The sequence below is a fragment of the Enterobacter cloacae complex sp. 382A5 genome (assembly GCF_050031095.1).
Classification (GTDB): Bacteria; Pseudomonadota; Gammaproteobacteria; order Enterobacterales; family Enterobacteriaceae; genus Enterobacter; species Enterobacter cloacae.
Window position 1 is genome coordinate 3,176,768 of sequence record NZ_JBLGVK010000001.1, and the last position, 24,391, is coordinate 3,201,158.

The following is a 24,391-nucleotide window of genomic DNA, read 5'->3' on the forward strand; positions in this document are numbered from 1 at the left end:
GTTTCACTTTCGAATTTCGCTCGTTTGTGTTCGAAATCAAACAAACCACAGTTTTCATGTGGCTAAATGATAAAAAACGAACACAGAGGGATGACAATGACAATTCACGATCCACGCTACAGCGATGTGATCATCATTGGCGGGGGCGCGACCGGCGCTGGCATCGCACGCGACTGTGCGCTCAGAGGGCTGAGCGTCACGCTCCTGGAGCGCCATGATATTGCGACCGGCGCTACCGGACGCAATCATGGCCTGCTGCACAGCGGCGCCCGCTACGCCGTTACCGACGGCGAATCGGCACGCGAATGTATCGCCGAAAATCAGATCCTGCGACGTATCGCCCGCCACTGTATTGAACCGACCGACGGCCTGTTTATTACGCTTCCCGAAGACGATCTCGCCTTTCAGTCAACTTTCATTACCGCCTGCCAGGCCGCGGGAATTCAGGCACAAGCCATTGACCCGGCCCTTGCACGCCGCATCGAACCTTCGGTTAATCCGGCACTGACGGGTGCAGTAAAAGTCCCGGACGGCACCGTGGATCCGTTTCGTCTGACGGCGGCCAACATGCTGGACGCCCGCGAGCACAGCGCGCGGATCCTGACCGGCCATCAGGTCACCGGGCTTATCCGTGAGGGGCATCGCATCGTGGGCGTGCGGGTCCTGGATACGCAGTACAACGAACATAGCGAGCTGTATGCCGCCGTGGTGGTCAACGCGGCGGGGATCTGGGGGCAACACATCGCAGAATACGCCGATTTATCTGTGCGCATGTTCCCGGCCAAAGGCTCGCTGCTGATCCTCGACCACCGCATTAATAACCATGTCATCAACCGCTGCCGTAAACCGTCTGACGCAGACATCCTTGTCCCCGGCGATACCATTTCGTTAATCGGGACCACCTCCACCCACGTTGACTACAGCGAGATTGACTACAATCGGGTCACCGCAGAAGAGGTCGACATCCTGCTGCGCGAAGGAGAAAAACTGGCGCCGGTGATGGCCCAGACTCGCATCCTGCGCGCCTATGCGGGTGTGCGTCCGCTTGTCGCCAGCGATAACGACCCGAGCGGACGCAACGTCAGCCGCGGCATTGTGCTGCTTGACCATGCCGCGCGCGACGGGCTGGACGGCTTCATCACCATCACCGGCGGTAAATTGATGACCTACCGCCTGATGGCCGAATGGGCGACGGATGCTGTCTGCCGCAAACTGGGCAATAGCGAACCGTGCGTGACCGCAGAACAGCCCCTGCCCGGCTCGCGCCAGTCCACCGAGAAAACGCTGCAAAAAATTATCTCCCTGCCTGCTCCCCTGCGTGGTTCGGCTGTCTATCGCCATGGCGACAGAACACCGGTCTGGCTGGGTGAAGGACGGCTGAGCCGCAGTCTGGTATGCGAGTGCGAGGCCGTTACCGCCGGGGAAGTGCAATACGCGGTGGAGAATCTGACGGTGAATAGCCTGCTCGATCTCCGCCGCCGCACCCGCGTCGGGATGGGCACCTGTCAGGGGGAGCTGTGTGCCTGCCGTGCCGCCGGGCTGCTGCAGCGTTTTCATACCACCACCGCCACCCAGTCGCTCGATCAGCTCAGCGATTTTCTGAACGAGCGCTGGAAAGGCATTCAGCCTGTCGCCTGGGGCGATGCCCTGCGTGAAAGCGAATTTACCCGCTGGGTGTACCAGGGGCTTTGCGGTCTTGAGAAGGAGCAACGCGATGAAATTTGATACGGTGATCGTCGGCGGCGGGCTGGCGGGTCTGCTCTGTGGCATCAAACTCACGAAGCAGGGACTGCGCTGCGCCATTATCACCCGGGGCCAGAGCGCCCTGCACTTCTCGTCGGGCTCGCTGGATCTGGTGGACGAAACGTACCGCGAAAAACTGCCGGCAGAGCATCCTTATCACCTGACTGGCGCGCAGCACATTGACCGCTTTGCCCTGGAGACCGAAGCGCTGCTGGCTGATTGCGGCGCACGTATGCAGGGGAGCGCCAGGCAAAATCACGCGCGCGTCACGCCGCTTGGCACCCTGCGTTCCGCCTGGCTCAGCCCGGAGGAGGTGCCCGTTGCCCCGTTCAAGGCCACGCGCGTGCGGGTGGTGGGCATTAGCGGTTTTCTGGATTTTCAGCCCCATCTGGCAGCGGCCTCGCTCAGTCGCCAGGGGGTCAACGCTGAAACGGCAGAGATTGACCTTCCTGAGCTGGATGTCCTGCGCGACAACCCCAGCGAGTTCCGCGCGGTGAATATTGCCCGTTTGCTTGATAACGAAGAGAAATGGCCGCTGCTGTATGAGGCGCTCAAACCGCTTGCAGAGGGATGCGATGCGCTGTTTATGCCCGCCTGCTTTGGCTTGCAGGACAACCGGCTGTGGCGCTGGCTGTCCGACCGCCTGCCCTGCTCGCTCGGCCTGCTGCCAACGCTTCCTCCGTCGGTGCCCGGCATTCGCCTGCATACCCAGCTTCAGCGCCAGTTTGTGGCCCAGGGAGGCGTGTGGATGGGGGGTGATGAAGTGAAAAAAATCACCCTGACTGACGGCTCGGTGAGCGAAATCTGGACCCGCAACCACGACGATATTCCGCTTCGTACGCGTTACGCGGTGCTGGCAAGCGGCAGTTTCTTCAGCAACGGTCTGCTGAGCAGCCGGGACGGCATTCGCGAGGCGATTATGGGGCTGGACGTCCGCCAGAGCGCCTCTCGCGCGGACTGGTATCAGAGCGATTTCTTTGCCCCGCAGCCGTGGCAGCAGTTCGGCGTAATCGTGAATAACCAGCTGCATCCGCAACTTTCAGGAAAGTCAGTACCGAATCTCTACGCCATCGGCTCGCTTTTGGGCGGATACGATCCTATCGCCCAGGGCTGCGGCGGCGGCGTCTGCGCCATAACGGCGCTCTATGTGGCAGAGCAGATTTGCCAGCGCACGGAGGCTGAACAATGAACGATACCCGCTTTGAAAGCTGCATCAAATGCACGGTCTGCACCACCGTCTGCCCGGTCAGCGGCGTTAACCCGCGCTATCCCGGGCCGAAACAGGCCGGGCCGGACGGCGAGCGCCTTCGTCTGAAGGACGGCGCGCTGTACGATGACGCGCTGAAATACTGCATCAACTGCAAACGTTGTGAAGTCGCCTGCCCGTCGGATGTGAAAATCGGCGACATTATTCAGCGCGCCCGGGCACGCTATAGCACGCAAAAACCGTCGCTGCGCGATGCCATTCTTAGCCATACCGATCTGATGGGCAGCGTCTCTACGCCATTTGCCCCGCTGGTGAACGCCGCGACCTCGCTGAAACCGGTGCGCCAGCTGCTGGATGCCACGCTTAAGATCGACCATCACCGCAGTCTGCCCAAATATTCCCACGGCACTTTCCGCCGCTGGTACAAATCCGTAGCGGCAGACCAGGCGCGGTATGCCGACCAGGTCGCGTTCTTCCATGGCTGCTACGTGAACTACAACCATCCGCAACTGGGTAAAGATCTGCTGAAAGTGCTGAACGCCATGGGTACAGGCGTGCAGTTACTGAACAAGGAGAAATGCTGCGGCGTGCCGCTGATCGCCAACGGGTTTACCGATAAAGCGCGCAAACAGGCCAGAAGCAACGTCTCGTCGCTGCGCGAGGCCATCGTCGATAAAGGCATTCCGGTGCTGGCCACCTCCTCGACCTGCACCTTCACGCTGCGCGATGAGTATCCGCACCTGCTGGACGTGGACAATACCGGCCTGCGCGAACATATCGAGCTGGCAACCCGTTTCCTGTGGCGCAAGCTGGACAGCGGGCAGACGCTACCGCTGAAAAATTTACCCCTGAAAGTGGTCTACCACACGCCGTGCCATATGGAAAAAATGGGCTGGGCGCTTTACACGCTGGAACTGTTGCGGTTAATTCCGGGGCTGGAGCTGATGGTGCTGGATTCGCGCTGCTGCGGCATTGCGGGGACGTACGGCTTTAAGCGTGAAAATTACGAAACATCACAGGCAATTGGCGCGCCGCTGTTCTGCCAGATTGAGGAGAGCGGCGCGGATATCGTGGTGACCGACTGCGAAACCTGCAAGTGGCAGATAGAGATGTCCACCAGCAAGCGCTGCGAGCATCCGATCACGTTGCTGGCGAAGGCCCTGGGTTAGGTATCGCCGGGGCCGCCGCCCCGGCAAACCGGTCACTCAACGAACAGCGATTCCACCACGTTGATCCAGCCGTGCTCGCTGGCCACCTCTTTACCTGCCAGCCAGCGACGCAGCATGTTCAGCGCCATCATGGCGCAGACGTCCTGACGCACCGCCAGGCTGTGGCGGGTGATACTCATTTTGACTCTTAAGGCATGCGTCCCTTCCGGCGTAGCCAGCGCAAAGTTGAGATATTCCTCATCCATACCCCCGACAAACAGCGCCAGCCCGGCAAAATGGTTGACCCGGCGTTCTGACGCCCAGCGCGCCGTCTGCGCCAGCGTCTCCTGCTGGAACGGCACCACCTCGCTGGCCAGCAGCGGAGCATTAACGCGCGACAGTTGCAGCGCCAGCAGGCCGCCGGTGAACTGCTCGCTGAGGGTGACGCTCAGCTGGCGCGACTGAAGATGCTTCGCAATCTGCGCCGGTAGCCCTTCCGTGCCCTCGAAAATCAGACTTTCGCCCGCCACGCGCTGCACTTCCGGCCAGAGCGCCAGCATCGCCGCTTTCTGCGTGGCAGGCCCGGTGAGCTTGAGTTCAATGATCGGCATGGAAGAGCGATAGCCCATGGATACCCCCGGCGGCAGCGGCAGGTGATCGAGGCTCTGCGCCAGATCGCTTTCCGAACGGCCAAAGGTGGTCAGGCGCAGGCAGACTGGCGGTTCAGGCAGGGTAAAACGTTGACGAAGGCGCGGCAGGATCTGCTGTTCGACCATCACTTTAAATTCAGACGGGACACCCGGCGTGAAGAACATCAGGCAGCGGTTCAGTTGAACGGCGAAACCGCAGGCGGTACCCACCGGGTTATCGACCAGTTCGGCGCTGGCCGGGATTTCAGCCTGTTTGCGGTTGCTGGGTGCCATCACGCGGCCACGTTCGGAGAAGAAACGCTCCATGTGGGCCAGCCACTCCTCGTGCAATACCAGCCCTTCGCCTTTGGCGGTCGCGGCAGCCAGCGCGCTGAGATCGTCGCTGGTAGGGCCGAGCCCACCGTTCACAATCAGCACGTCGCAGTGTTCGCTACGCTCGCGCAGAACGGTCACCAGCGACTCAAGACTGTCGCCTACGGTATTGCGGCGCGTTAACGGTAATCCTTGCTCAAAGAAAAGATCGGCAAGCCAGGCAGCATTGGTATCAATAATCTGTCCATGCAGCACTTCGTCGCCGGTGGATAACATCTCCACATTAATCATTGTGTTCTCCCGCTTATATGGTGAAAACACTATAGCGCAATCACCAGCATGGAGAGGAGAGAAACTGGCGCGACGGACGCCGCGCCGGAGGGGTTAGAAGCCTGCGCTGACGCCCACGTACGGGCCGTCAGCCAGCGCGTTGTCGCGGTTGCCGTCTTTGCCCGCCAGGTTCAGATAACGATAACCCGCTTCAATGGTAATTGGGCGCATGATGGTCCAGCGCGCACCCGCGTTGGCTTCTTCATAGCTGTCGATACCGCTGGAGAGGGAGTCCGGCGAGTAGTAGTACTCACCAAACAGGCCGAAGCTGTCGCCAATTTTCCACTGCAGACCGCCGCCCACCGCTGCCGCATACCCTTCGTCGCCGTCGTTCGGGTTGGTGTAGATGCCTTTACCGCCGACGGTGGCCAGGAACGGGCCAAGAGGAATATTCAGACCCAGGCCGAGGCTTGCCGCATCGCCATCGTCGTCGTTATGCGTCCAGCCGCCGGTCATCGCCAGACCGGCGGTCTCAGTACCCAGGCCAAAGCCCAGGTGGGTGTAATCCTGACCCGCTGAGCCGTTAAAGCTGATGGCGTTAGCCGCCGCCGAAACGAATATCAGGCCTAAGCCCATCAATGCCACTTTTTTCATTATCGTGTTCCCGCGCAATTTATAGAAAAGTCCCAAAAAAACCGCGAGATTTTAACCTGAGACGCCTGGCGATCAAGCACTCTGCGTGCGGCGGGCAAGTAGATTGTAACGATTTGAAACGCGCGGTTTTTTTACGTCAGCAACAGAAAGCGCATTTTTACGCTCAGCCCTCCCAGTGCCTCACTGCGGGAAAGCTGCAGGTGGCTTCGGTGAAGCCGGGCGATATCGCTCGCCAGCGCCAGCCCGATACCCGATCCGCTGGCGTCCCCGACGTTGTCGAGCCGATGGAAAGGCAGTACTGCCTGATGAATCTGGCTGTCTTCGATGCCGGGCCCGCTATCCTCCACGCTGAGCTCAACGCCGCCCGCGTCGGTGTGCAGGAACACGGTGACGATGCCTCCTGCCGGGGTGTACTTGATCGCGTTCTCAAGCAGGTTGGCGCACAGCTCCCCCAGCAGCACCTCATCACCGTCTATCAAGACGGGTTGCTGAATGCCGTCATAACCCAAATCGATCGCCTTGCTGCGCGCCTGCGTCAGTCTGGAGAAACAGCAGTTCTGCACCACCTGAACCAGGTCCACCGGCGCAAACTGGCGATCCCCCTGCTCTTTGCGCCTCACCGTGGAGAGCTGCAGCAACCGTTCGGTGAGGACGATGGTGTTATCCAGCGTCACGTTCATGGCGCGTAAACTCTCCTGCCACAGGGCTGGATCGTTTCGCGTCAGGGCAACGGAAACCTGGGTTTTGAGCACCGCCAGCGGCGTTTTGAGCTGATGTGACGCATCGGCGTTGAAGCGCTCCTGGCGGGAAAGCACGCCGCGTAATCTGTCGATATAACGGTTAAAAGCCACGATCAGCAGCCGCGTTTCCGACCAGGGCAGCAGCTCCGGCAGTGGGGCCAGCAGCCCTGGCTCACGGCGCACCATCAGCGAGGAGAGCTGACGCATCGGGCGCAGCACGCGGCGCAGCAGCCAGGCGGTTAAGACCAGCGTCAGCAGTACCAGCAGTCCCTGCGAAACGAGCGAAGAAAACAGAAGCTGAGTGGCGAGATAGCGCCGCGACTGCAAGGTTTCGGCGACGTAGATCTCCGCCATACCGGAAACATTGTCTTCGTTAATCGGCTGGAGCAGCTTCGCCACGCGGATCGCCTGGCCGCGATACTCGGTATGATAAAACCAGGCCAGCGCGGGATAGTGCGTGGTGCGCGACGTGGAGGGGGGCATGTTCGGCAGATCGTCATAGCCGGAGATCACCCTCCCCTCCGGGTCAACCACCTTGTAATAGAGACGATCGTTCATGTTCAGCTCAAAGCTGTCGAGCACCACCCAGGGAACATCAACCAGCAGCTTGCCGTTGTGCACCTCCAGCCGCTCAGAGACGGTACGCGCCGAAGATAACAGCGTGCGGTCGTACGCCTGGGTCGCCGCCTGCAGGGCGCTGACGTAACTGTTAAAAGCCGATAATCCCCACAACAACAGCAGCGGCAGGCCGAGAAAAAGCAGCAGTTGCAGATAAAGCGACTGAGGCTTAACCCACTTCATCGCCGCACTCCAGCACATAGCCCAGTCCGCGCAGGGTGGTGATCCGCACGCCGCTGCCGCTCAGCTTTTTGCGCAGGCGATGAATGTAAAGATCGAGACTCTCCGGGCTGACGTCGTCGTTCAGGCTAAACACCTGATCGAACAACTGCTGCCGGGAAACGGGGCGGGTGCGACGATGCATCAGCACCTTCAGTAGCGACAGTTCGCGCGGGGTGAGCGAGAGCGGCTCGTCGCGCAGCAGGAAAAAACCGTCGTCGTCATACTCCAGCTCCCCAAGGCGCTGGCGTTCCTGGGTTCTCCCCTCGCTTCTGCGCAGCAGGGCGCGAAGCCTGGCGTCCAGCTCCTCCAGCTCAAACGGTTTTGGCAGATAATCATCTGCCCCGGCGTTCAGGCCTTTCACCCGATCCGCCACGTTGCTGCGTGCGGTGAGAAACAGCACCGGCAAGGTCTGGCCGCGTTTACGTAAACGGTGCACCACCTCCAGGCCGTCAAAACCGGGCATACCGATGTCCAGTATCGCTACCGCGTAGTTTTCCCCCTGCAGCAGATGATCGGCCGCGCGCCCGTCAGAAACGCAGTCTACGGCAAAGCCTTCCTGCACCAGCGCTTTCTCCAGCCAGTGAGCCAGCTCACGATTATCTTCCGCCAGTAAGAGACGCATATCACATCCTGTAAAGTTGGTGTCGCGTTGAAAGGGAAATGAAAGGTTATTGTTTTAACAATCACGCAACGGAACCGCTACAAGGTGGTTCACATAATCAGAAAAAAACCCGTACCCGTACCCCCGGATCGCCGGCGTGAGGATAAACGATGAAAAAACAATTACTTTCAACGATTGCTGCAAGCGTTTTAATGTTGAGTGCCTCTGTTGTCCAGGCGCAGGACGCCCCGTCCCGCACCGAATGTATCGCTCCGGCCAAACCGGGCGGCGGTTTCGATCTCACCTGCAAGCTGATTCAGGTCAGCCTGCTGGAGACGAAGGCCATTGAAAAACCGATGCGCGTGACCTACATGCCAGGCGGCGTGGGCGCGGTGGCCTATAACGCGATTGTCGCGCAACGTCCGGCGGAAGCCGGCACGGTGGTGGCCTTCTCCGGCGGCTCGCTGCTTAACCTCTCTCAGGGCAAGTTTGGCCGCTACGGCGTGGATGACGTGCGCTGGCTGGCCACCGTCGGTACCGACTACGGCATGATTGCCGTGCGAGCAGATTCCCCGTGGAAATCCCTGAAGGATTTGCTCACCGCCATGGAAAAAGACCCCAACAGCGTGGTGATTGGCGCAGGCGCCTCCATCGGCAGCCAGGACTGGATGAAAGCCGCCCTGCTGGCGCAGCAGGCGAAAGTGGATCCGCACAAAATGCGTTACGTGGCGTTTGAGGGCGGCGGTGAACCGGTGACGGCGCTGATGGGCAACCACGTGCAGGCAGTTTCGGGTGACCTCAGTGAAATGGTGCCTTACCTGAGCGGCGATAAAATCCGCGTGCTGGCGGTCTTCTCCGAAAACCGTCTGCCGGGACAGCTGGCAAATGTGCCGACTGCGAAAGAGCAGGGTTATGACCTCGTCTGGCCGATTATCCGCGGCTTCTTTGTCGGGCCAAAAGTGACCGATGCCGAATACCAGTGGTGGGTGGACACCTTTAACAAATTGCAGCAGACAGACGAATTTAAAAAGCAACGCGATCTGCGCGGGCTGTTTGAGTTCAACCTGAACGGTAAGCAGCTGGACGAGTATGTCAAAAAACAGGTGAATGACTACCGCGAGAAAGCAAAAGCGTTTGGCCTGGCCAAATAACCGGAGGCGCTATGAGCGATCGCATTTTTGCCGGGATCTGGTTGTTGCTCTGTATTGGCGGGATGTTCGTCGCCTGGCAGATCCACAGCGAATACAGCTATGAACCCGTGGGGCCCCGCCCCTTTCCAATGGGCATTGTCGGCCTGATGCTGCTTTGCTCGGTGGCCATGCTGTTACGCCACCCGGATACCGTAGAGTGGCCGCCTAAGCGCATTTTGCAGCGGCTGCTGGTGATGGTCATTGTGCTGCTGATGTATGCCTGGGGCTTTGAATGGCTCGGCTTCCCGGTGGCGACCGCCATCCTGACGATGGTGATCGGCACGCTGTTTAACGCCAGTCTGCCTGCGGCGGGGATCTCGGGCGTGGTGATGGGCATTTTCCTGTGGTACGCCTTTGACCGCCTGCTGGATGTGACGTTGCCGCTTGGCGCCTGGCTTAATTAACGGAGCACGCTATGGATACCTGGATTTACCTCTCACAGGGGTTCGCTGTGGCGATGACCCCGGAAAACCTGGTGATCGCCCTGATCGGCTGCTTCGTCGGGACGATCGTCGGTCTGTTGCCTGGGCTTGGGCCCATCAACGGGGTCGCTATTTTGCTCCCGCTGGCGTTTGCCCTGCATCTGCCTGCGGAATCAGCGCTGATCCTGCTGGCGACGGTCTACATCGGCTGTGAATATGGCGGCCGAATCTCGTCAATACTGCTCAACGTGCCCGGGGATGCGGCGGCCATTATGACCGCGCTGGATGGTTACCCGATGGCGCGGCAGGGGCGCGGCGGCGTGGCGCTATCTATTTCCGCCGTCAGTTCGTTCTTTGGCTCGCTGATTGCCATTGGCGGCATCATTCTGTTTGCGCCTGCGCTGGCCCAGTGGTCGCTGGCGTTTGGCCCGGCAGAATATTTTGCCCTGATGGTCTTCGCCATTGCCTGTCTCGGCAGCATGATGGCACAAAACCCACTGAAATCGTTTTTGTCTGCGCTGATTGGCTTAGGGTTAGCCACCGTCGGCGTGGATGCCAACACCGGGGTCTATCGCTTTACCTTCGACAGCGTTCACCTGTCCGACGGCGTGCAGTTTATCGTGGTCGTGATTGGTCTGTTCTCTGTCTCTGAGATCTTACTGATGCTGGAACATACCAGCAGCGGGCAGACGCTGGTGCGTAAAACCGGCCGGATGCTCTTTAACGCCAAAGAGGGCGCGCAGTGTATCGGTGCCACGCTGCGTTCGTCGGTGATCGGTTTCTTCGTCGGTATTCTGCCGGGCGCCGGGGCGACCATCGCCAGCGCCATCACCTACATGACGGAGAAAAAAATCAGCGGAAACAGCGACAGCTTTGGTAAAGGCGATATTCGCGGCGTCGCCGCACCCGAAGCGGCCAACAATGCCTCGGCCTGTGGCTCGTTTATTCCCATGCTGACGCTCGGCGTGCCCGGCTCCGGTACCACGGCGGTGATGATGGGGGCGCTGACGCTCTATAACATCACGCCAGGACCGGCGATGTTCACCGAACAGCCGGATATCGTCTGGGGGCTGATTGCGGCACTGCTGATTGCCAACGTGATGTTGCTGGTCATGAACATCCCGCTGATTGGCCTGTTCACCCGTATGCTGACCATTCCGCTGTGGTTCCTGGTACCCGCAATCGCGGCCGTCTCGGCGGTGGGGGTGTATGCGGTACACAGCACCACCTTCGACCTGATTCTGATGGTGGTGCTGGGGGTGTTCGGCTACATCTTGCGTAAAATGCACTTCCCGATGTCGCCGCTGATTCTGGGCTTTGTGCTGGGTGAGATGCTGGAACAGAACCTGCGCCGCGCCCTGTCCATCAGCAATGGCAATATCGCCATTCTGTGGGACAGCAATGTGGCGAAGATCCTGCTGGCGCTGGCTATTGTGGTGTTGGTCGTGCCACCGGTGCTGCGCCTGCTGCGTCGTCAGCGTAAGCCGCAGCCCGATATCGGCTAATTAACCAGACAGCTGGGCATTCACCCACTGTTTTAACGCCTGGCGGGAGATCTTAATCCCGCCATTTTTTAACTCCGCAGGCAGTACCAGCCAGTGCACGGGCTGCTCAAATCGCGCCAGTTTGCCCTGTACCCATTCCGGCAAGCGGGTGATATCCGTTCCCGGTTCACACTCCACCACCGCTACCGGACGCTGACCAAATTCGGCGTCATTCAACGGAACAATGAAAACCTGGCTGATGTGCGGATGGGTCGCGATTATCCGCTCAAGACTCTCCGGCTGAATGCCCTCGCCTCCGCTGAAAAAGAGGTTATCCATCCGACCGAGGATCGTCAGGCGACCGTCATGCAGTTCGCCGCGATCGCGGGTGGCAAACCAGCCCTCTGAATTCGTAAGCGGCAGCAACGCGCCGTCGCGCCAGTAGCCTGAGGCCATGCTTTGCGCCTTGATCCACACTTCACCGTTAACGACCTGCACCTCCCTGCCCGGCAATGCGCAGCCCACGTCCGGCTCACCGTCAGCCTCTTTCGCGCAGACGGTAGAGGCAAACTCCGTCAGGCCATAGCCACAAAACGTAGAAATACCCTGCGCGCGCGCCTGTTGCGTCAACTCAACGGGGATGGCGGCCCCGCCCAGCAGTACCGCTTTCAGCGCGATCCGCTGGTGGGTATTGAGCAGACGCCAGAGCTGGGTTGGCACCAGCGAGGCATGCGTACACCCCTGCAAGGCCTGCTCCAGCGGCTGCTTCTCGCGTACGGTTAAGCGCGCGCCAGCCTGCAGCCAGCGCCATAAGATCCCCTGCCCGGAGACATGAAACAGCGGCAGCGAAAGCAGCCAGTCGTCATCGTCGCCGTAGGGCATCAGCGCGAGGACGCCCTCAGCGCTGGCAAGATGCGCCCCGCAGGTATGAACAGCCGCTTTCGGCAGCCCGGTGGAGCCGGAGGTGAGCGTCATTGAGGCCAGCCGCTCAGGCTGCCATGCCACGCGGTATTCGCCGGACGGAGCATGCATGCTAAGCGCGGCGAGCCCGTCATAGTGACCGTCCAGCACCAGCGCAAAACGCAGCGTCATCTGCGGAAGCAACACCTCCAGCAGCGGATGCGGGAGCTGGGGATTAACGGGAAGAATTCGCGCGCCGCACTGGAGCAGCGCCAGCCATGCCAGCAGGGTCTGCGGGTGATTATGGGCGAGCAACAGCACGCCGTCACCCGCCTCCACGCCCTGCTGATGAAACCCTGCAGCCAGATTGTCGATGCGGGTGCAGAGCTGTTGCCAGCTCAGCACCTCGTCGTTGAGACGCAGAGCCGGTTTATCAGCACGCTGCTCGCGCCAGTGCCGCCACGGCCAGTCGCTAAAACTCATTGCAACGGCTCCAGCGCCTCAACGCCCGCGCACGGCAGCGCGCTCCCCGGCCACGGGCGAATGAGCTGGGTTTGCATCAGGTTTAACGTATCCAGCCCCGGGATGGTGTCGGGCGTTAACCAGGCGGCAATGCGCGCCAGCTGTGTCAGCCCAAGGCTGGATTCGATGGAGGAGCTGATCACCGCCGTCAGCCCTGCCTCATGCGCTGCCGCCACCTGTTCGCGCACCTTCGCCAGACTGCCCGTTAGCGTCGGTTTTATGACCACGGCGCTGACGCCAGGCTCGGCGCTAAAGGCAAAGTCCGCCTCGCGCAGGCTTTCATCCCAGGCGATGGCAATGCCGGTTTCTCGGGCAAAAGCGCGTGAATCCTCACGGGTTTTGCACGGCTCTTCCAGAAAAGCGATGCGGCTGCGGTACGCCGGGTTGACGTACTTCGCGAACTGCTGCGCCTTAAGCGGCGTCCAGGCGCGATTGGCATCCAGACGCAGGCGCAGATCGGGGATCGCCTCCAGCAAGAGGTTAGCGACCATGCCGTCGCGTACCGCTTCGTAAAGACCGACTTTGATTTTCGCCACTTTCTCGCCGGGCATTGCGCTGAGCAAGGCAAACAGCTCGTCCGGATCGCCCGTGCAGAGCGGCGCAGCACGGTAATCGGCCTCATCAGGGAGGCTGCCGTCGAGCTCCGCGAGCGCGCAGCTGATGCCAAACGCGGCGGAAGGGAGATCGGGCAGCGGCGGATTCAGGCCTGTGCGCCATTCCTCCACCCATGCCATCAGCGCAGCCTGCGCCTCCTCCAGCGACTCCAGGCTAAAGCCCGGCAGAGGCGAAATCTCGCCCCAGCCCTGCCCTTCACCCTGCTGCAGTTGCACGAAGAAGCCATCACGGGTTTTTAACCGCCGTTCACGCAGCACCACGCCCGCGTCCATCGGTATCTGCCAGCGGTAAACCTGCGCGCGACGCATTACGGGTTCCGTTTGTATTTACTGAAGTCCGGCTGGCGTTTTTCGTTAAACGCGTTGCGTCCTTCCTGACCCTCTTCGGTCATGTAGAACAGCATGGTGGCGTTACCCGCCAGCTCCTGCAGCCCCGCCTGGCCGTCACAGTCAGCGTTCAGGGCCGCTTTCAGGCAGCGCAGCGCCATTGGGCTGTTCTGCAGCATTTCGCGACACCAGCGAACGGTCTCTTTTTCGAGATCGGCAATCGGCACCACGGTGTTAACCAGGCCCATATCCAGCGCTTCCTGGGCGTTATACTGACGGCACAGGAACCAGATTTCGCGGGCTTTTTTCTGACCGACAATGCGCGCCATGTAAGAAGCTCCCCAGCCGCCGTCAAAGGAGCCGACTTTCGGGCCCGTCTGACCGAAGATGGCGTTCTCTGCGGCAATGGTCAGATCGCACATCATGTGCAGCACGTGGCCGCCGCCGATGGAGTAGCCTGCCACCATGGCCACCACGGGTTTTGGGCAGGTACGGATTTGACGCTGGAAATCAAGCACGTTCAGGTGATGGGTACCCGCATCGTCCTGGTATCCGCCGTAGTCACCGCGTACTTTCTGATCGCCACCGGAGCAGAACGCTTTTTCACCTTCCCCGGTCAGGACGATAACGCCGATGTTGTCGTCATAGCGCGCATCCGCCAGGGCCTGAATCATCTCTTTTACGGTCAGGGGACGAAAGGCGTTACGCACCTGCGGACGATTAATGGTGATTTTGGCGATACCGTCAGCCGATTTGTGGTAACGAATGTCGGTGTAACCTTCGGAGCAGTCTTGCCATTCAACCGGTGCATAGAGCATGTTTTCATCAGGATAGATCATAGAGTGTCCTTTATTCGACGACGCAGTATCTGAGCCAGACTCGCGCTAACCGCCCCGGGATTTTCCCGGTGGGCGTTGTGTCCGGCGTTTGGAATGACATGGCGAACAGCGTTCAGTTCAGCGGCCAGGGCCGCGAACTTCTCGTCACGTTCGCCATAGAGATAATTAAAAGGGAAATGTCGCGCGCTGAGGGCGGCACGCAGGTCTGGTTGCACGGCGAGCGAGGTTGCCTCAAGCATCATCGCCAGGTTTGTGCCCGCGTTGCGACAGCGCAGGGCGATGAGCGCCCTGCGCTGGCTGTCCGTCAGGGAGGCAAAGACAGGCTGTTGATACCAGTCGGCAAAGACGTTTGAGAGGGGCTGCGTGCGAAAACGCTGCGCCCACAGATGGTCGGATGCTGCTCTTGCCTCTCGTGCTGCGACCCCCTTCAGGCCCGGATGTCCGCCTTCCACGATGATGCCGCAAAGCCCCGCAGGATCCTGGCAGGCATGAAACATCGCAATGCGGCCGCCAAGGGAGTACCCCACCAGCCAGTAGTTAAGTATGTTGTAACTAACAAGGGTTCGGTTAAGCACGTAACTCATTTCTTTGAACCCCGTGACGGCCATACTGGCGGACCGGCCATGCCCCGGCAGGTCGAGATAAAGCCGGGGATAATCGCTGAGCGCCTCGCCGACCGTCTGCCACTCGCGGCAATCGCCAGAAAATCCATGCAAAAAGACCAGCCAGGGGTAACCTGGCTTACCGGCCTGTTGCGCGCCTGCGAGGATCACAGGTGGCTCACCTGCGCCAGCAGACTTTGCAGCTTCTGCGCACCGTCAGCCTCGTTGACGACCAGTTCAATCAGCGTTGCACCGGGCTGTCGCCAGGCGCTGCTCAGGGCTGCATCCAGCGCTTCCCAGTTTTCCGGGCGGTGGTATTTCAGATTAAACATCGCTGCGGCATGTTCAAACTGCACGTTCTGCGGCATCAGGTAGAAGCGCTCGCGTTCGCTCTGCGGTGTCGGCAACAGGGAGAAGATCTGCCCGCCGTTATTGTTGACCACAATCAGCACAAACGGCGCCGACACCTGCCGCAGCAGCGCCAGCGCATTGAGATCGTACAGTGCCGAAAGATCGCCCACGATCGCCAGCGTGGATTTCGCGCTGGCTCGCTGCACACCCGCCGCCGTGGAGATCAGCCCGTCAATGCCGCTGGCTCCCCGGTTACTGTAGACCGGATAGCCCGCAGGCAGTTTTGAGAACGCATCAATCAGACGCACCACCAGGCTGTTGCCGACAAACAGTTGCCCCTGCTCCGGCAGATACCGGCGAATACGGTGCGCCAGCTCCGCTTCACCAAACTCTTCGCATTGTGCGTCGGTCAACTCCCACGCCTGACGCGACAGCGCCGGGATCTCAACGGCCCACGGGGCGCGCTTTTCCGCCGGGTGGAGCGCCAGCCAGGCGTCAATGTCGCTCACCAGACGACGGCCGCGATGGTGCGCCGGATCGAGCCGCCCTTCCAGTGGATCCACCAGCCAGTACTCTTCCGGGCTACAGGTTGCCTGCCACTGCAGTAACCGTTTGCCGGTCAGGCTTGCGCCCAGCTGAACCACAATCTGCGCCTGCGCCAGCTCAGTCACCGCTTTCGCATTCCCGAGCCAGAGATCGGCACACGGCAGCGGCTGCCCGGTCTGGGACAGCACGTCGCCAATCAGCGGCCAGCCAAGGGTGTGTGCCCATTCGGCCACCTGCCTGCCTTCGGCGGCGCTCATGCGCCCGGCAATAACCACGCCGCGTTTTTGTCGCCAGAAAAACCAGTCACGTTGCTTTGCGCTCTCAAGGTGTGTCTGCTCGCGCAGCCACGGCTTTTCGCTCTCCCACCAGTCGCCAAGCTGCTGCTGCCAGGCAAGACCGGTGTCGTCCATTTCGCCGTACAACGGCTCGGCAAACGGACAGTTAATATGTAACGCCCCGCTGCGCAACGTCTCCATGGCATGATCGACGGTCGAGACCAGCCAGCTTGCGGGAATGTCCTGCGTGGGTCGGGGTAACGAAACCGTCTGCGAAGGATGCGAGGCAAAGAGGCCCGGCTGACGAATAGCCTGGTTCGCTCCGCAGTCAATAAGCTCGGGCGGGCGATCGGCCGTCAGCAGAACCAGTTTCTCACCGGTCAGCCCGGCTTCAATAAGGGCCGGATAGAGGTTTGCCACGGCAGTACCGGAGGTGACGATTACCGCCACCGGTTCCTTGCTGACCTTTGCCAGCCCCAGAGCCAGGTGGCCCAGGCCGCGCTCGTCAAAATGGGTGTGGTGAATAAATGCCCGGTTCTCTGCTGCCGCCAGCGTCAGCGGTGTGGAGCGTGAGCCCGGCGCAATACACACATGCCTGACGCCATGGCGAGTCAGAGCTTCAAGGATCACCGTCGCCCAGCGTCGGTTAAAAGAACTTACTGACATGAGATTGTCCGGTATCAAGAATGCGACACAGTATAAATAATAGAAAAAAATAGAATTTTGATATGAATCGGGATTGCGCGAATCAGTACTAATCCTTCAGGAGCAGAGAGCGCAAGCCTGCGGCTTTATTTTCGATCTCCTGCCACTCCTGTTCCGGATCGGAACCGCTGACGATCCCCGCCCCGGCGTAAAGACGGACGGTGGCGTCATGGACGCGCGCCGAGCGCAGGGCCACGCAGAACTCGCTTTGTTCTGGCGACAGATATCCGGCGGATCCGGCATACCATTCCCGGTCGAAAGGTTCAACGCGGTGTATAAATTCGCGTGCTGGCTGGCGCGGTAACCCGGCAACCGCAGCCGTCGGCTGCAACACATGCAGACATTGCTCATCATCCGCATGCTTGAGCTCGGTCCAGATGCAGCGGCGAAGATGCTGCACTTTGCGCAACCGCATAACCTGTGCTGGCAGGACCTCCAGCGTCCGGGTATGGTGCTGCAGCCGCTGGCAGATATCCTCTACCACCAGCATGTTTTCACGCTGGTTTTTATCATCGTTCATCAGCCAGTCGCCCAGAAGGCGGGCCTGCTTGTCGTCGGGATGGCTGGCGACGGTACCGGCCAGCGCTTCGGTACGTAGCAGGTTGCCGCGCCGCCGCCACAGCCGTTCAGGTGTGGAGCCAAGAAACGCGTTGCTGGCATCGAAAACCATGCAGAAATGATAGCAGTTCAGATTCAGGGCACGGCTGGCCGCCATCAGCGCCACGGCATTCACCGGCTGACTGAACTGCAGATCGGTTGCCCGGGCGAGCACCACCTTTTCAACATCACCGCGCGCAATGGTCTCTGTCGCCTGACGGATAAGGCGCAGCCATTCTGGTTTTTGCGGCTGATGGGTCTCCTGCACTACCTGGGCGGAGAGCGGGCGGATTGGGCGGGCATCGCGAAGCTGCTGTAAGAACGCCAGCGCCGCGTTGGCATCCTCCTGAAGGGAACGGTCACTCCACAGCTGCAGACGCAACGTTGCGGTCCCGGCAGAACGACGCCACAGCAGGCGGGGTAAAAAGAGACTGCCCTGCTCCGGGGTGAAGGCATTCAGGCCGCAGATCCGCGTGTCGTTCGCTACAGGCTGTTGCTGTAAAAACTGCGAAGCCTGAGCCAGAGAGGGAAAATGGATGACGGCGCCCAGCGCAGCCAGCTCTTCATCACCGTTACGCTGCTGCCAGTAAAACTGGGGAAACAGGCACTGAGCACCAAGCCAGGCGAGAGGGTCGAAAGCGTCGTTTAGCGGGAAAGAGACGTCGACGTGACGTAAGCCGGGTGTAGCGGGTAACGCTTGCGCAAGCTGAGTACGCAGACGTTCCAGCGCGTTGGAAATCGAATGCACGCGAACCTCTCCCTGTAAAAACGCTTAGTATACGGGGTACCATCAGAAATATCAGTACCCACGTATAGGGAGGGGTTAAGCGTCCGATTCAGGGGTTAACGACGGGCCAGAAGCAGCCCCAGCACCAGACCCACCGCCGCACCGACACCAATGCCTTGCCACGGTTTTTCATGGACGTAATCATCGGCGAGATACACCGCTTTTTTTGCGCGGTAGTAGTAATTGTCGGACGCATGGCTGACGCGGGTTTTGACGTCATGTAGCGCCTGTTCGGCACGTGCCTTGAGTTCGATATATTTCTGATCGGCAGGGTCGCCGGACGAACGTAACACCTCTTCCAGCGTTTCGCTCAGTAACGTCAGGTCGTCATCGACACGGGTATCCCAGGATTGAAATGACATATTTTTCTCCATGTTAGTACACCAGTCCGCTAACTATAGCCAACGACCTGCCATTACGCCTGTTTCACTTCCCGCGCCATACCGATATGAGGAATGCCGTCTTCGTCGTACACGTCCGTGACCGGCATAAAGCCAAAGTGGCCGTAGAAAGACTGAAGGTGCGCCTGTGCGCCAAGGTATAACGCCTTGTCTGGCCACTGTTTTTGGCATGCCTCCAGCGTTTTTTCCATCAGCTGATAGCCCAGTTTTTCACCGCGCACCTTGCCGCTAATAATGACGCGACCAATAACGACAGGCTCAAAATCGTCCCCGCTTTTCAGAATCCTCGCATACGCCACCAGCTCGTTATCCCTCCAGCCGAGAATATGACGGTTCTCGCCCACCAGATCATCGCCATCGATGTCCTGATACGGGCAGGTTTGTTCCACAACAAACACTTCGCAGCGCAGTTTGAGCAGGGCGTACAGTGTCTGAACGGTGAGTTCACTATGGTGTAAATCTTGCCACTGGATCATGTCGGTCTCCTTCCTGGGTTCATCACGTTATACTAAACCCTCCCCCATTCGGCAAAGGGCTGATTGCGTTATGGAACTGATTTTTCTGGGTACGTCCGCTGGCGTGCCAACACGCACACGAAACGTGACCGCGATCCTGCTGGATCTGCAGCACCCAACCCGTGGCGGACTGTGGCTGTTTGACTGTGGCGAAGGAACGCAGCATCAGCTGTTACACACCGCTTATCATCCCGGTAAGCTGGATAAGATCTTTATCACCCATCTGCATGGCGATCACCTGTTTGGCCTGCCGGGCCTGCTGTGTAGCCGTTCGATGGCGGGTAATGCCAACCCGCTGACGATTTACGGGCCGGCGGGTACTGGTGAGTTTGTTGAAACTACGCTGCGCCTGAGCGGGTCGTGGACAGATTATCCGCTGGAGGTGATTGAGATAACCGAGGGGCTGGTTTTGGATGACGGGGACTATACCGTCACCGCCCGGCCGCTCAACCATCCGGTTGAGTGCTATGGCTACCGCATCGAAGCGCATGATAAGCCCGGCGCGCTCGACGCCGCTGCGCTGGTTGCCGATGGTGTGAAGCCCGGACCGCTTTTCCAGCGACTGAAACAGGGCGAAACCGTCACGCTTGAGGACGGCCGCACGATTAATGGCCAGGACTATCTCGCCCCACCGCAGCCAGGGAAAAAACTGGCGATTTTTGGCGATACCGCGCCCTGCCCTGCGGCCCTGCAACTGGCGCGAGAGGTGGATGTGATGGTGCACGAAGCCACGCTTGAAACGGCGATGGAAGAGAAAGCCAACAGCCGGGGTCACAGCTCAACACGTCAGGCGGCGGCGCTTGCCCGTGAAGCGAACGTCGGAAGATTGATTGTCACCCATGTCAGCTCGCGCTATGACGCCCGCGGCTGTGAAAAACTGCTGGCAGAGTGCCGCGACGTATTCCCGGCATGTGAGCTGGCCAACGATTTCACTAAGGTCAGCGTTTAGTCCTTCATTTTTCTCTCAGGATGCCGATAACGATTAAAAGGGCAGCATTTCACTTGAGGGTAGAATGGATAATTTCCAGAAAGATATTGATGACAGGGCAAATCTCACCCTGTCGAATCGTTTTGAGCTGTTGCTGTTCCGTCTGGGCACGTCTCTGAATGAAAATAAATCCGAGCTGTTTGGCATTAACGTTTTTAAGCTGCGTGAAATTGTGCCGATGCCGGAGTTCACCAAACCCGCAGGGATGAAGTCCCCGCTGATGGGGATGGTGAATATCCGCGATCAGGTGATCCCGGTGATCGACCTGGCCGCGGTGGCGGGCTGTAAGCCGACGACGGGGCTCAACATCCTGCTGATCACCGAATATGCCCGCAGCGTGCAGGCGTTTGCGGTGGAATCGGTTGAGAACATCATGCGCCTTGACTGGAAGCAGGTTCACGCGGCGGAAACCGCCGTCAGCGGACGTTACATCACCAGTATCGCCTGTCTGGACGAAAAGACCGATACCAACGAGCTGGCGATGGTGCTGGACGTTGAGCAGATCCTGTATGACATCACGCCGGCCAACCACGATCTGCACGCCACGAATCTGCAGACCACTAAGTTCCACATCAAGCCTGGCGCTGTGGCGATTGTGGCGGAAGATTCCAAAGTCGCGCGCTCCATGCTGGAGAAGGGTCTGCAGGCTATGGAGATCCCGGCGCAGCTGCATATCACCGGTAAAGACGCATGGGAGAAAATTGGCGTGCTGGCCGCGCAGGCGCAGGCTGAAGGGGTGCCGATCACCGATAAAATTGCCCTGGTGCTGACCGACCTCGAAATGCCAGAGATGGACGGTTTCACGCTGACGCGCAAAATCAAAACAGACCCGCTGCTGAAAGATATTCCGGTGGTGATCCACTCTTCGCTTTCCGGCAACGCCAACGAAGATCATATTCGTAAAGTGAAGGCCGACGGCTACGTGGCGAAGTTTGAGCTGAACGAGCTGTCGTCGGTGATTGAAGAGGTGCTGGACCGTTCGATGAAGAAGATTGACGGACCGTTGATTAGCAGGAAACAGCTGGCTTAAGTCTGGTGCGGGCTGGTGCCCTCACCCCGCCCCTCTCCCACAGGGAGAGGGCGAAAACCATAAAAAAACCCGCCGAGGCGGGTTTTTTGCTTTTACATTAATGGCATTGCTCGCTGCACGATATCAATCAGCGGCTGCGGATAGATACCGAAGATCAGCACCAGCAGCGCGGAGATCAGCACCACAATACCACCTGCGCTGTACTGCCAGTTGCCTGGTGCGTCACGGTTGAGCTGCTGAGGCGCGCTCAGGTACAGGCTTACGGCCACACGCAGATAGTAGTACAGACCGATTGCCGAGCCGATAACCACGCCCGCAGTCAGCCACCACAGGTGCGCCTGCACACCGACAGCCAGCACGTAGAACTTACCGATGAAGCCCAGCGTCATTGGGATACCCGCCAGAGAGAGCATCATCACGGTCATCACCGCAGACAGGATCGGACGGTGCCAGAACAGGCCACGGTAGGAGAACAGTGAATCTGCATCCGGGCCACGGTACGGGCTGGACATCAGGCTAACCACGCCGAACGCGCCGAGGCTGCTGAACAGGTAACCGGCCAGGTAAACGCCTACGGTTTCCATCGACATCTCGCCGCTCTGCAGCGCAATCAGTGCCACCAGCAGGTAGCCCAGATGAGAGATGGAGGAGTAACCCAGCAGACGTTTAATGTTGGTCTGGCTCAGCGCCATCAGGTTACCGAAGATGATGGAGACGAACGCGATAATCCCCAGCACCGTGCGAACTGCTTCGCTGTCACCTACCGGTGCGTACAGGAACAGGCGCATGACCACACCGAAGATAGCGATTTTGCTCGCCGTCGCCAGGAAGGTAGAAACCGGCGCCGGTGCGCCCTGGTAAACGTCCGGGGTCCACAGGTGGAACGGAACCAGAGAGAGTTTAAAGCCGAGGCCAACAATCATCATGCCCAGACCCGCCAGCAGCAGCGGCTCGTGCAACATGCCGTCGCCGAGGCTCTTGCCAAGCGCCATGAACGAAAGGTTACCGGTCTGCGCGTACAGCAGCGCAATACCAAACAACAGGAAGGACGAGGCAGCAGCAGACAAGATGGTGTACTTGATGCTCGCTTCCAGAGAGCGCTTCTGACGGAAGGCGTAACCAATCAGGCCGAACAGCGGCAGAGAGATAAGCTCAATGCCGAGGAACAGCGCAGCCAGATGGTTCGCATTCGCCAGCAGAATGCCGCCCAGCGCGGCAATCAGAACCAGCAGGTAAAACTCTTCTTTGTTGTCGTTGTAGCCTTCGAGCCACGGATAGGCAAAGGTACAGGTCGCCAGGCTCGCCAGCAGAACCAGCCCTGTGTACAGCATGGCATAGCCGTCAACGCGCATCAGCGGGGTGACGTCCATCGCCCCGCCCTGGCCAACAAACCAGAGAGAGACTAACGCGGCGTTCAGTCCGATGACCGACAGCGTGGCATTCAGGAAGTGATTGCGTCGCCACGCAATGGAGAGCATCACAACCACCACCGTCAATCCGACGATCAGCAGCGGTAGCAGCGCGATCAGTTGTTGTGGAGTTATTGTCATGGCGAATTACGGCCTTGTAGTAGAAGCAGAATTAACAAACCACTGCTGGATATTACCCATCGCGGAGTGCGAGGTATCCAGAATCGGCTGCGGGAAGAAGCCCAGCAGCACCAGCAGTACGACCAGCAGCAGGATGATGAACAGCTCACGCAGCGACATCCCCGGCAGTTCTTGTGCAGCAATTACGCTCTTCGCTTTACCGAAGTAAGCACGGTGCAGCATCGCCAGCGAGTAGACGGACGCGAACACCAGACCAAAGGTGGAGATGACAGTAATCATCGGTACCACTTTGAAGCTGCCGAACAGAATCATAAATTCGCCGACGAAGTTACCGGTACCTGGCATACCCAGGGTCGCCACCGCGAAGAACATGGACAGCGCCGGCAGCCACTTAATTTTGCTCCACAGACCGCCCATCATACGCATGTCACGGGTGTGCAGACGTTCGTACAGCTGACCACAGAGGATGAAGAGACCGGCTGCGGACAGACCGTGCGCAATCATCTGGATCACCGCCCCCTGGTACGCCAGCTGGCTGCCGGTGTAGATAGCAATCAGCACGAAGCCCATGTGGGAGACGGAGGTGTACGCAATCAGACGTTTGATGTCGTACTGCGTGAACGCCATCCAGGCACCGTAGAAGATACCGATCACACCCAGCCACATGGCAATCGGTGCGAACTCAGCGGACGCGTTCGGGAACAGCGGCAGCGCGAAACGCAGCAGACCGTAGGCTGCCGTTTTCAGCAAGATGCCCGCCAGGTCAACAGAACCTGCGGTTGGCGCCTGAGAGTGCGCGTCTGGCAGCCAGCCGTGTAACGGTACTACCGGCATTTTCACCGCGAAGGCGATGAAGAAGCCGAGCATCAGCAGGTATTCCACACCGTGAGACATCGGGGTCTTCAGCAGGTCTTCGTAGTTGAAGGTCCAGACACCGGTCGCATTGTGGTGCACAAACACCAGCGCCAGAATGGCAATCAGCATCACCAGACCACTCGCCTGGGTATAGATGAAGAACTTGGTGGCCGCCGTGATACGCGTTTTACCGTCGGACGCCTTATGGCCCCACAGCGCGATCAGGAAGTACATCGGCACCAGCATCATCTCCCAGAAGAAGAAGAACAGGAACATGTCGATGGCAAGGAACACGCCGATTACGCCGCCCAGGATCCACATCAGGTTCAGGTGGAAGAAGCCCTGGTATTTTTCGATTTCTCGCCAGGAGCAAAGTACCGCCAGAACGCCGAGCAGACCGGTCAGCACTACCATCAGCAGCGACAGACCGTCAATCGCCAGGTGGATCGTAATGCCGAAACGCGGGATCCACGGCAGGATAAACTCAGACTGCCACTGCGGAATGCCCGCAGACTGGGTCAGGGAGTAGCCACCCTGCAACCAGAGTTGCAGACCAAGCGCGAGCGTCAATCCCATGGTGATCAGCGCGATCCAGCGCGGCATCTTCACGCCAAAGCGTTCAGTCTGCCAGCACAGGAAGCCGCCGATGAAGGGAATTAATATTAGCCAGGGTAGTAACATGGCGATTTACATTCCTTTTTAAGGCCCCCAGCAGGGGCCTGATTT

The 24,391-nt window shown here is 59.4% G+C and carries 22 protein-coding genes; 8 read left to right on the forward strand and 14 right to left on the reverse strand.

Annotation, left to right across the window (positions count from 1 at the left end; translation table 11 throughout):
* Positions 1–96: 96 nt before the first annotated feature.
* From glpA to glpC, 3 genes are read left to right on the forward strand one after another with little or no spacing between them, the layout of a single operon-like run.
* Entirely contained in the window at positions 97–1,725 is a 1,629-nt protein-coding gene (glpA, locus tag ACQG2G_RS14940; protein WP_058678189.1) for an anaerobic glycerol-3-phosphate dehydrogenase subunit A, read from the forward strand.
* Entirely contained in the window at positions 1,715–2,932 is a 1,218-nt protein-coding gene (gene glpB, locus ACQG2G_RS14945) for a glycerol-3-phosphate dehydrogenase subunit GlpB (protein ID WP_061772798.1), read from the forward strand. Before glpA ends, glpB begins: the two co-directional genes overlap by 11 nt.
* A complete protein-coding gene (glpC, locus tag ACQG2G_RS14950) occupies positions 2,929–4,119 on the forward strand; it encodes an anaerobic glycerol-3-phosphate dehydrogenase subunit GlpC (RefSeq protein WP_040022393.1) in 1,191 nt (396 codons plus the stop codon). Before glpB ends, glpC begins: the two co-directional genes overlap by 4 nt.
* Positions 4,120–4,151: 32 nt before the next feature.
* On the opposite strand, the gene ACQG2G_RS14955 is transcribed toward glpC, so the two are convergent.
* From ACQG2G_RS14955 to tctD, 4 genes are all read right to left on the reverse strand, one after another.
* On the reverse strand, positions 4,152–5,351 hold the full coding sequence (locus tag ACQG2G_RS14955; RefSeq protein WP_020690657.1) for a nicotinamide mononucleotide deamidase-related protein YfaY: 1,200 nt from the start codon (positions 5,349–5,351) through the stop codon (positions 4,152–4,154).
* A 93-nt stretch (positions 5,352–5,444) separates the two neighbouring features.
* Positions 5,445–5,984: a YfaZ family outer membrane protein gene (locus ACQG2G_RS14960; RefSeq protein WP_013098023.1), complete on the reverse strand. Its 540-nt coding sequence runs from the start codon at positions 5,982–5,984 to the stop codon at positions 5,445–5,447.
* Between the two features lie 131 nt (positions 5,985–6,115).
* Positions 6,116–7,525: a sensor histidine kinase gene (locus tag ACQG2G_RS14965; protein ID WP_023621534.1), complete on the reverse strand. Its 1,410-nt coding sequence runs from the start codon at positions 7,523–7,525 to the stop codon at positions 6,116–6,118.
* Positions 7,512–8,186, reverse strand: a complete 675-nt coding sequence (tctD, locus tag ACQG2G_RS14970) for a transcriptional regulator TctD (RefSeq protein WP_013098025.1) — start codon at positions 8,184–8,186, stop codon at positions 7,512–7,514. Before tctD ends, ACQG2G_RS14965 begins: the two co-directional genes overlap by 14 nt.
* 149 nt (positions 8,187–8,335) lie before the next feature.
* Between tctD and ACQG2G_RS14975 the strand changes: the two genes are divergently transcribed.
* From ACQG2G_RS14975 to ACQG2G_RS14985, 3 genes are read left to right on the forward strand one after another with little or no spacing between them, the layout of a single operon-like run.
* On the forward strand, positions 8,336–9,316 hold the full coding sequence (locus tag ACQG2G_RS14975) for a Bug family tripartite tricarboxylate transporter substrate binding protein (RefSeq protein WP_013098088.1): 981 nt from the start codon (positions 8,336–8,338) through the stop codon (positions 9,314–9,316).
* A gap of 11 nt (positions 9,317–9,327) precedes the next feature.
* Entirely contained in the window at positions 9,328–9,759 is a 432-nt protein-coding gene (locus ACQG2G_RS14980; protein WP_013098089.1) for a tripartite tricarboxylate transporter TctB family protein, read from the forward strand.
* An 11-nt stretch (positions 9,760–9,770) separates the two neighbouring features.
* Positions 9,771–11,282, forward strand: coding sequence for a tripartite tricarboxylate transporter permease (locus ACQG2G_RS14985; RefSeq protein ID WP_061771981.1), 1,512 nt, complete (start codon positions 9,771–9,773; stop codon positions 11,280–11,282).
* Here ACQG2G_RS14985 and menE read toward each other — a convergent pair whose 3' ends face one another.
* The 8 genes from menE to ACQG2G_RS15025 all read right to left on the reverse strand — a co-directional run bounded on the left by menE (position 11,283) and on the right by ACQG2G_RS15025 (position 19,203).
* Positions 11,283–12,644 (reverse strand): o-succinylbenzoate--CoA ligase, encoded by a 1,362-nt coding sequence (menE, locus tag ACQG2G_RS14990; RefSeq protein ID WP_061771982.1) that lies wholly within the window; start codon positions 12,642–12,644, stop codon positions 11,283–11,285. It abuts the gene before it with no gap.
* Positions 12,641–13,606 carry an o-succinylbenzoate synthase gene (gene menC / locus ACQG2G_RS14995; RefSeq protein ID WP_038983967.1) on the reverse strand — a complete coding sequence of 322 codons (966 nt, stop codon included), beginning with the start codon at positions 13,604–13,606 and terminating at the stop codon, positions 12,641–12,643. Before menC ends, menE begins: the two co-directional genes overlap by 4 nt.
* Positions 13,606–14,463, reverse strand: coding sequence for a 1,4-dihydroxy-2-naphthoyl-CoA synthase (gene menB, locus ACQG2G_RS15000; RefSeq protein ID WP_013098093.1), 858 nt, complete (start codon positions 14,461–14,463; stop codon positions 13,606–13,608). The genes menC and menB overlap by 1 nt, the downstream gene beginning before the upstream one ends.
* Positions 14,460–15,236, reverse strand: coding sequence for a 2-succinyl-6-hydroxy-2,4-cyclohexadiene-1-carboxylate synthase (menH, locus tag ACQG2G_RS15005; protein WP_248766585.1), 777 nt, complete (start codon positions 15,234–15,236; stop codon positions 14,460–14,462). The genes menB and menH overlap by 4 nt, the downstream gene beginning before the upstream one ends.
* Positions 15,233–16,903: a 2-succinyl-5-enolpyruvyl-6-hydroxy-3-cyclohexene-1-carboxylic-acid synthase gene (gene menD, locus ACQG2G_RS15010; protein ID WP_061771984.1), complete on the reverse strand. Its 1,671-nt coding sequence runs from the start codon at positions 16,901–16,903 to the stop codon at positions 15,233–15,235. Before menD ends, menH begins: the two co-directional genes overlap by 4 nt.
* A gap of 88 nt (positions 16,904–16,991) precedes the next feature.
* Positions 16,992–18,287 (reverse strand): isochorismate synthase MenF, encoded by a 1,296-nt coding sequence (gene menF, locus ACQG2G_RS15015; protein ID WP_061771985.1) that lies wholly within the window; start codon positions 18,285–18,287, stop codon positions 16,992–16,994.
* 95 nt (positions 18,288–18,382) lie between these two features.
* Entirely contained in the window at positions 18,383–18,688 is a 306-nt protein-coding gene (elaB, locus tag ACQG2G_RS15020) for a stress response protein ElaB (RefSeq protein WP_061771986.1), read from the reverse strand.
* A 53-nt stretch (positions 18,689–18,741) separates the two neighbouring features.
* Positions 18,742–19,203 carry a GNAT family N-acetyltransferase gene (locus ACQG2G_RS15025; protein ID WP_061771987.1) on the reverse strand — a complete coding sequence of 154 codons (462 nt, stop codon included), beginning with the start codon at positions 19,201–19,203 and terminating at the stop codon, positions 18,742–18,744.
* A 70-nt stretch (positions 19,204–19,273) separates the two neighbouring features.
* On the opposite strand from ACQG2G_RS15025, the gene rbn reads away from it, so the two are divergent.
* Both rbn and ACQG2G_RS15035 read left to right on the forward strand, forming a co-directional pair.
* Complete coding sequence (gene rbn / locus ACQG2G_RS15030) at positions 19,274–20,191, forward strand: ribonuclease BN (RefSeq protein ID WP_062934649.1); 918 nt, start codon at positions 19,274–19,276, stop codon at positions 20,189–20,191.
* A gap of 64 nt (positions 20,192–20,255) precedes the next feature.
* Positions 20,256–21,260: a chemotaxis protein gene (locus ACQG2G_RS15035; protein ID WP_013098100.1), complete on the forward strand. Its 1,005-nt coding sequence runs from the start codon at positions 20,256–20,258 to the stop codon at positions 21,258–21,260.
* A 92-nt stretch (positions 21,261–21,352) separates the two neighbouring features.
* On the opposite strand, the gene nuoN is transcribed toward ACQG2G_RS15035, so the two are convergent.
* Positions 21,353–22,810, reverse strand: a complete 1,458-nt coding sequence (gene nuoN, locus ACQG2G_RS15040; RefSeq protein WP_014832756.1) for an NADH-quinone oxidoreductase subunit NuoN — start codon at positions 22,808–22,810, stop codon at positions 21,353–21,355.
* A gap of 6 nt (positions 22,811–22,816) precedes the next feature.
* On the reverse strand, positions 22,817–24,346 hold the full coding sequence (nuoM, locus tag ACQG2G_RS15045; RefSeq protein WP_061772078.1) for an NADH-quinone oxidoreductase subunit M: 1,530 nt from the start codon (positions 24,344–24,346) through the stop codon (positions 22,817–22,819).
* Positions 24,347–24,391: the final 45 nt, after the last annotated feature.

Bases quoted from the DNA above. Each gene is read 5' to 3' on its own strand.
- glpA (WP_058678189.1), top strand. From the start codon at position 97: ATGACAATTCACGATCCACGCTACAGCGATGTGATCATCATTGGCGGG.
- glpB (WP_061772798.1), top strand. From the start codon at position 1,715: ATGAAATTTGATACGGTGATCGTCGGCGGCGGGCTGGCGGGTCTGCTC.
- glpC (WP_040022393.1), top strand. From the start codon at position 2,929: ATGAACGATACCCGCTTTGAAAGCTGCATCAAATGCACGGTCTGCACC.
- ACQG2G_RS14955 (WP_020690657.1), bottom strand. From the start codon at position 5,351: ATGATTAATGTGGAGATGTTATCCACCGGCGACGAAGTGCTGCATGGA.
- ACQG2G_RS14960 (WP_013098023.1), bottom strand. From the start codon at position 5,984: ATGAAAAAAGTGGCATTGATGGGCTTAGGCCTGATATTCGTTTCGGCG.
- ACQG2G_RS14965 (WP_023621534.1), bottom strand. From the start codon at position 7,525: ATGAAGTGGGTTAAGCCTCAGTCGCTTTATCTGCAACTGCTGCTTTTT.
- tctD (WP_013098025.1), bottom strand. From the start codon at position 8,186: ATGCGTCTCTTACTGGCGGAAGATAATCGTGAGCTGGCTCACTGGCTG.
- ACQG2G_RS14975 (WP_013098088.1), top strand. From the start codon at position 8,336: ATGAAAAAACAATTACTTTCAACGATTGCTGCAAGCGTTTTAATGTTG.
- ACQG2G_RS14980 (WP_013098089.1), top strand. From the start codon at position 9,328: ATGAGCGATCGCATTTTTGCCGGGATCTGGTTGTTGCTCTGTATTGGC.
- ACQG2G_RS14985 (WP_061771981.1), top strand. From the start codon at position 9,771: ATGGATACCTGGATTTACCTCTCACAGGGGTTCGCTGTGGCGATGACC.
- menE (WP_061771982.1), bottom strand. From the start codon at position 12,644: ATGAGTTTTAGCGACTGGCCGTGGCGGCACTGGCGCGAGCAGCGTGCT.
- menC (WP_038983967.1), bottom strand. From the start codon at position 13,606: ATGCGTCGCGCGCAGGTTTACCGCTGGCAGATACCGATGGACGCGGGC.
- menB (WP_013098093.1), bottom strand. From the start codon at position 14,463: ATGATCTATCCTGATGAAAACATGCTCTATGCACCGGTTGAATGGCAA.
- menD (WP_061771984.1), bottom strand. From the start codon at position 16,903: ATGTCAGTAAGTTCTTTTAACCGACGCTGGGCGACGGTGATCCTTGAA.
- elaB (WP_061771986.1), bottom strand. From the start codon at position 18,688: ATGTCATTTCAATCCTGGGATACCCGTGTCGATGACGACCTGACGTTA.
- ACQG2G_RS15025 (WP_061771987.1), bottom strand. From the start codon at position 19,203: ATGATCCAGTGGCAAGATTTACACCATAGTGAACTCACCGTTCAGACA.
- rbn (WP_062934649.1), top strand. From the start codon at position 19,274: ATGGAACTGATTTTTCTGGGTACGTCCGCTGGCGTGCCAACACGCACA.
- ACQG2G_RS15035 (WP_013098100.1), top strand. From the start codon at position 20,256: ATGGATAATTTCCAGAAAGATATTGATGACAGGGCAAATCTCACCCTG.
- nuoN (WP_014832756.1), bottom strand. From the start codon at position 22,810: ATGACAATAACTCCACAACAACTGATCGCGCTGCTACCGCTGCTGATC.
- nuoM (WP_061772078.1), bottom strand. From the start codon at position 24,346: ATGTTACTACCCTGGCTAATATTAATTCCCTTCATCGGCGGCTTCCTG.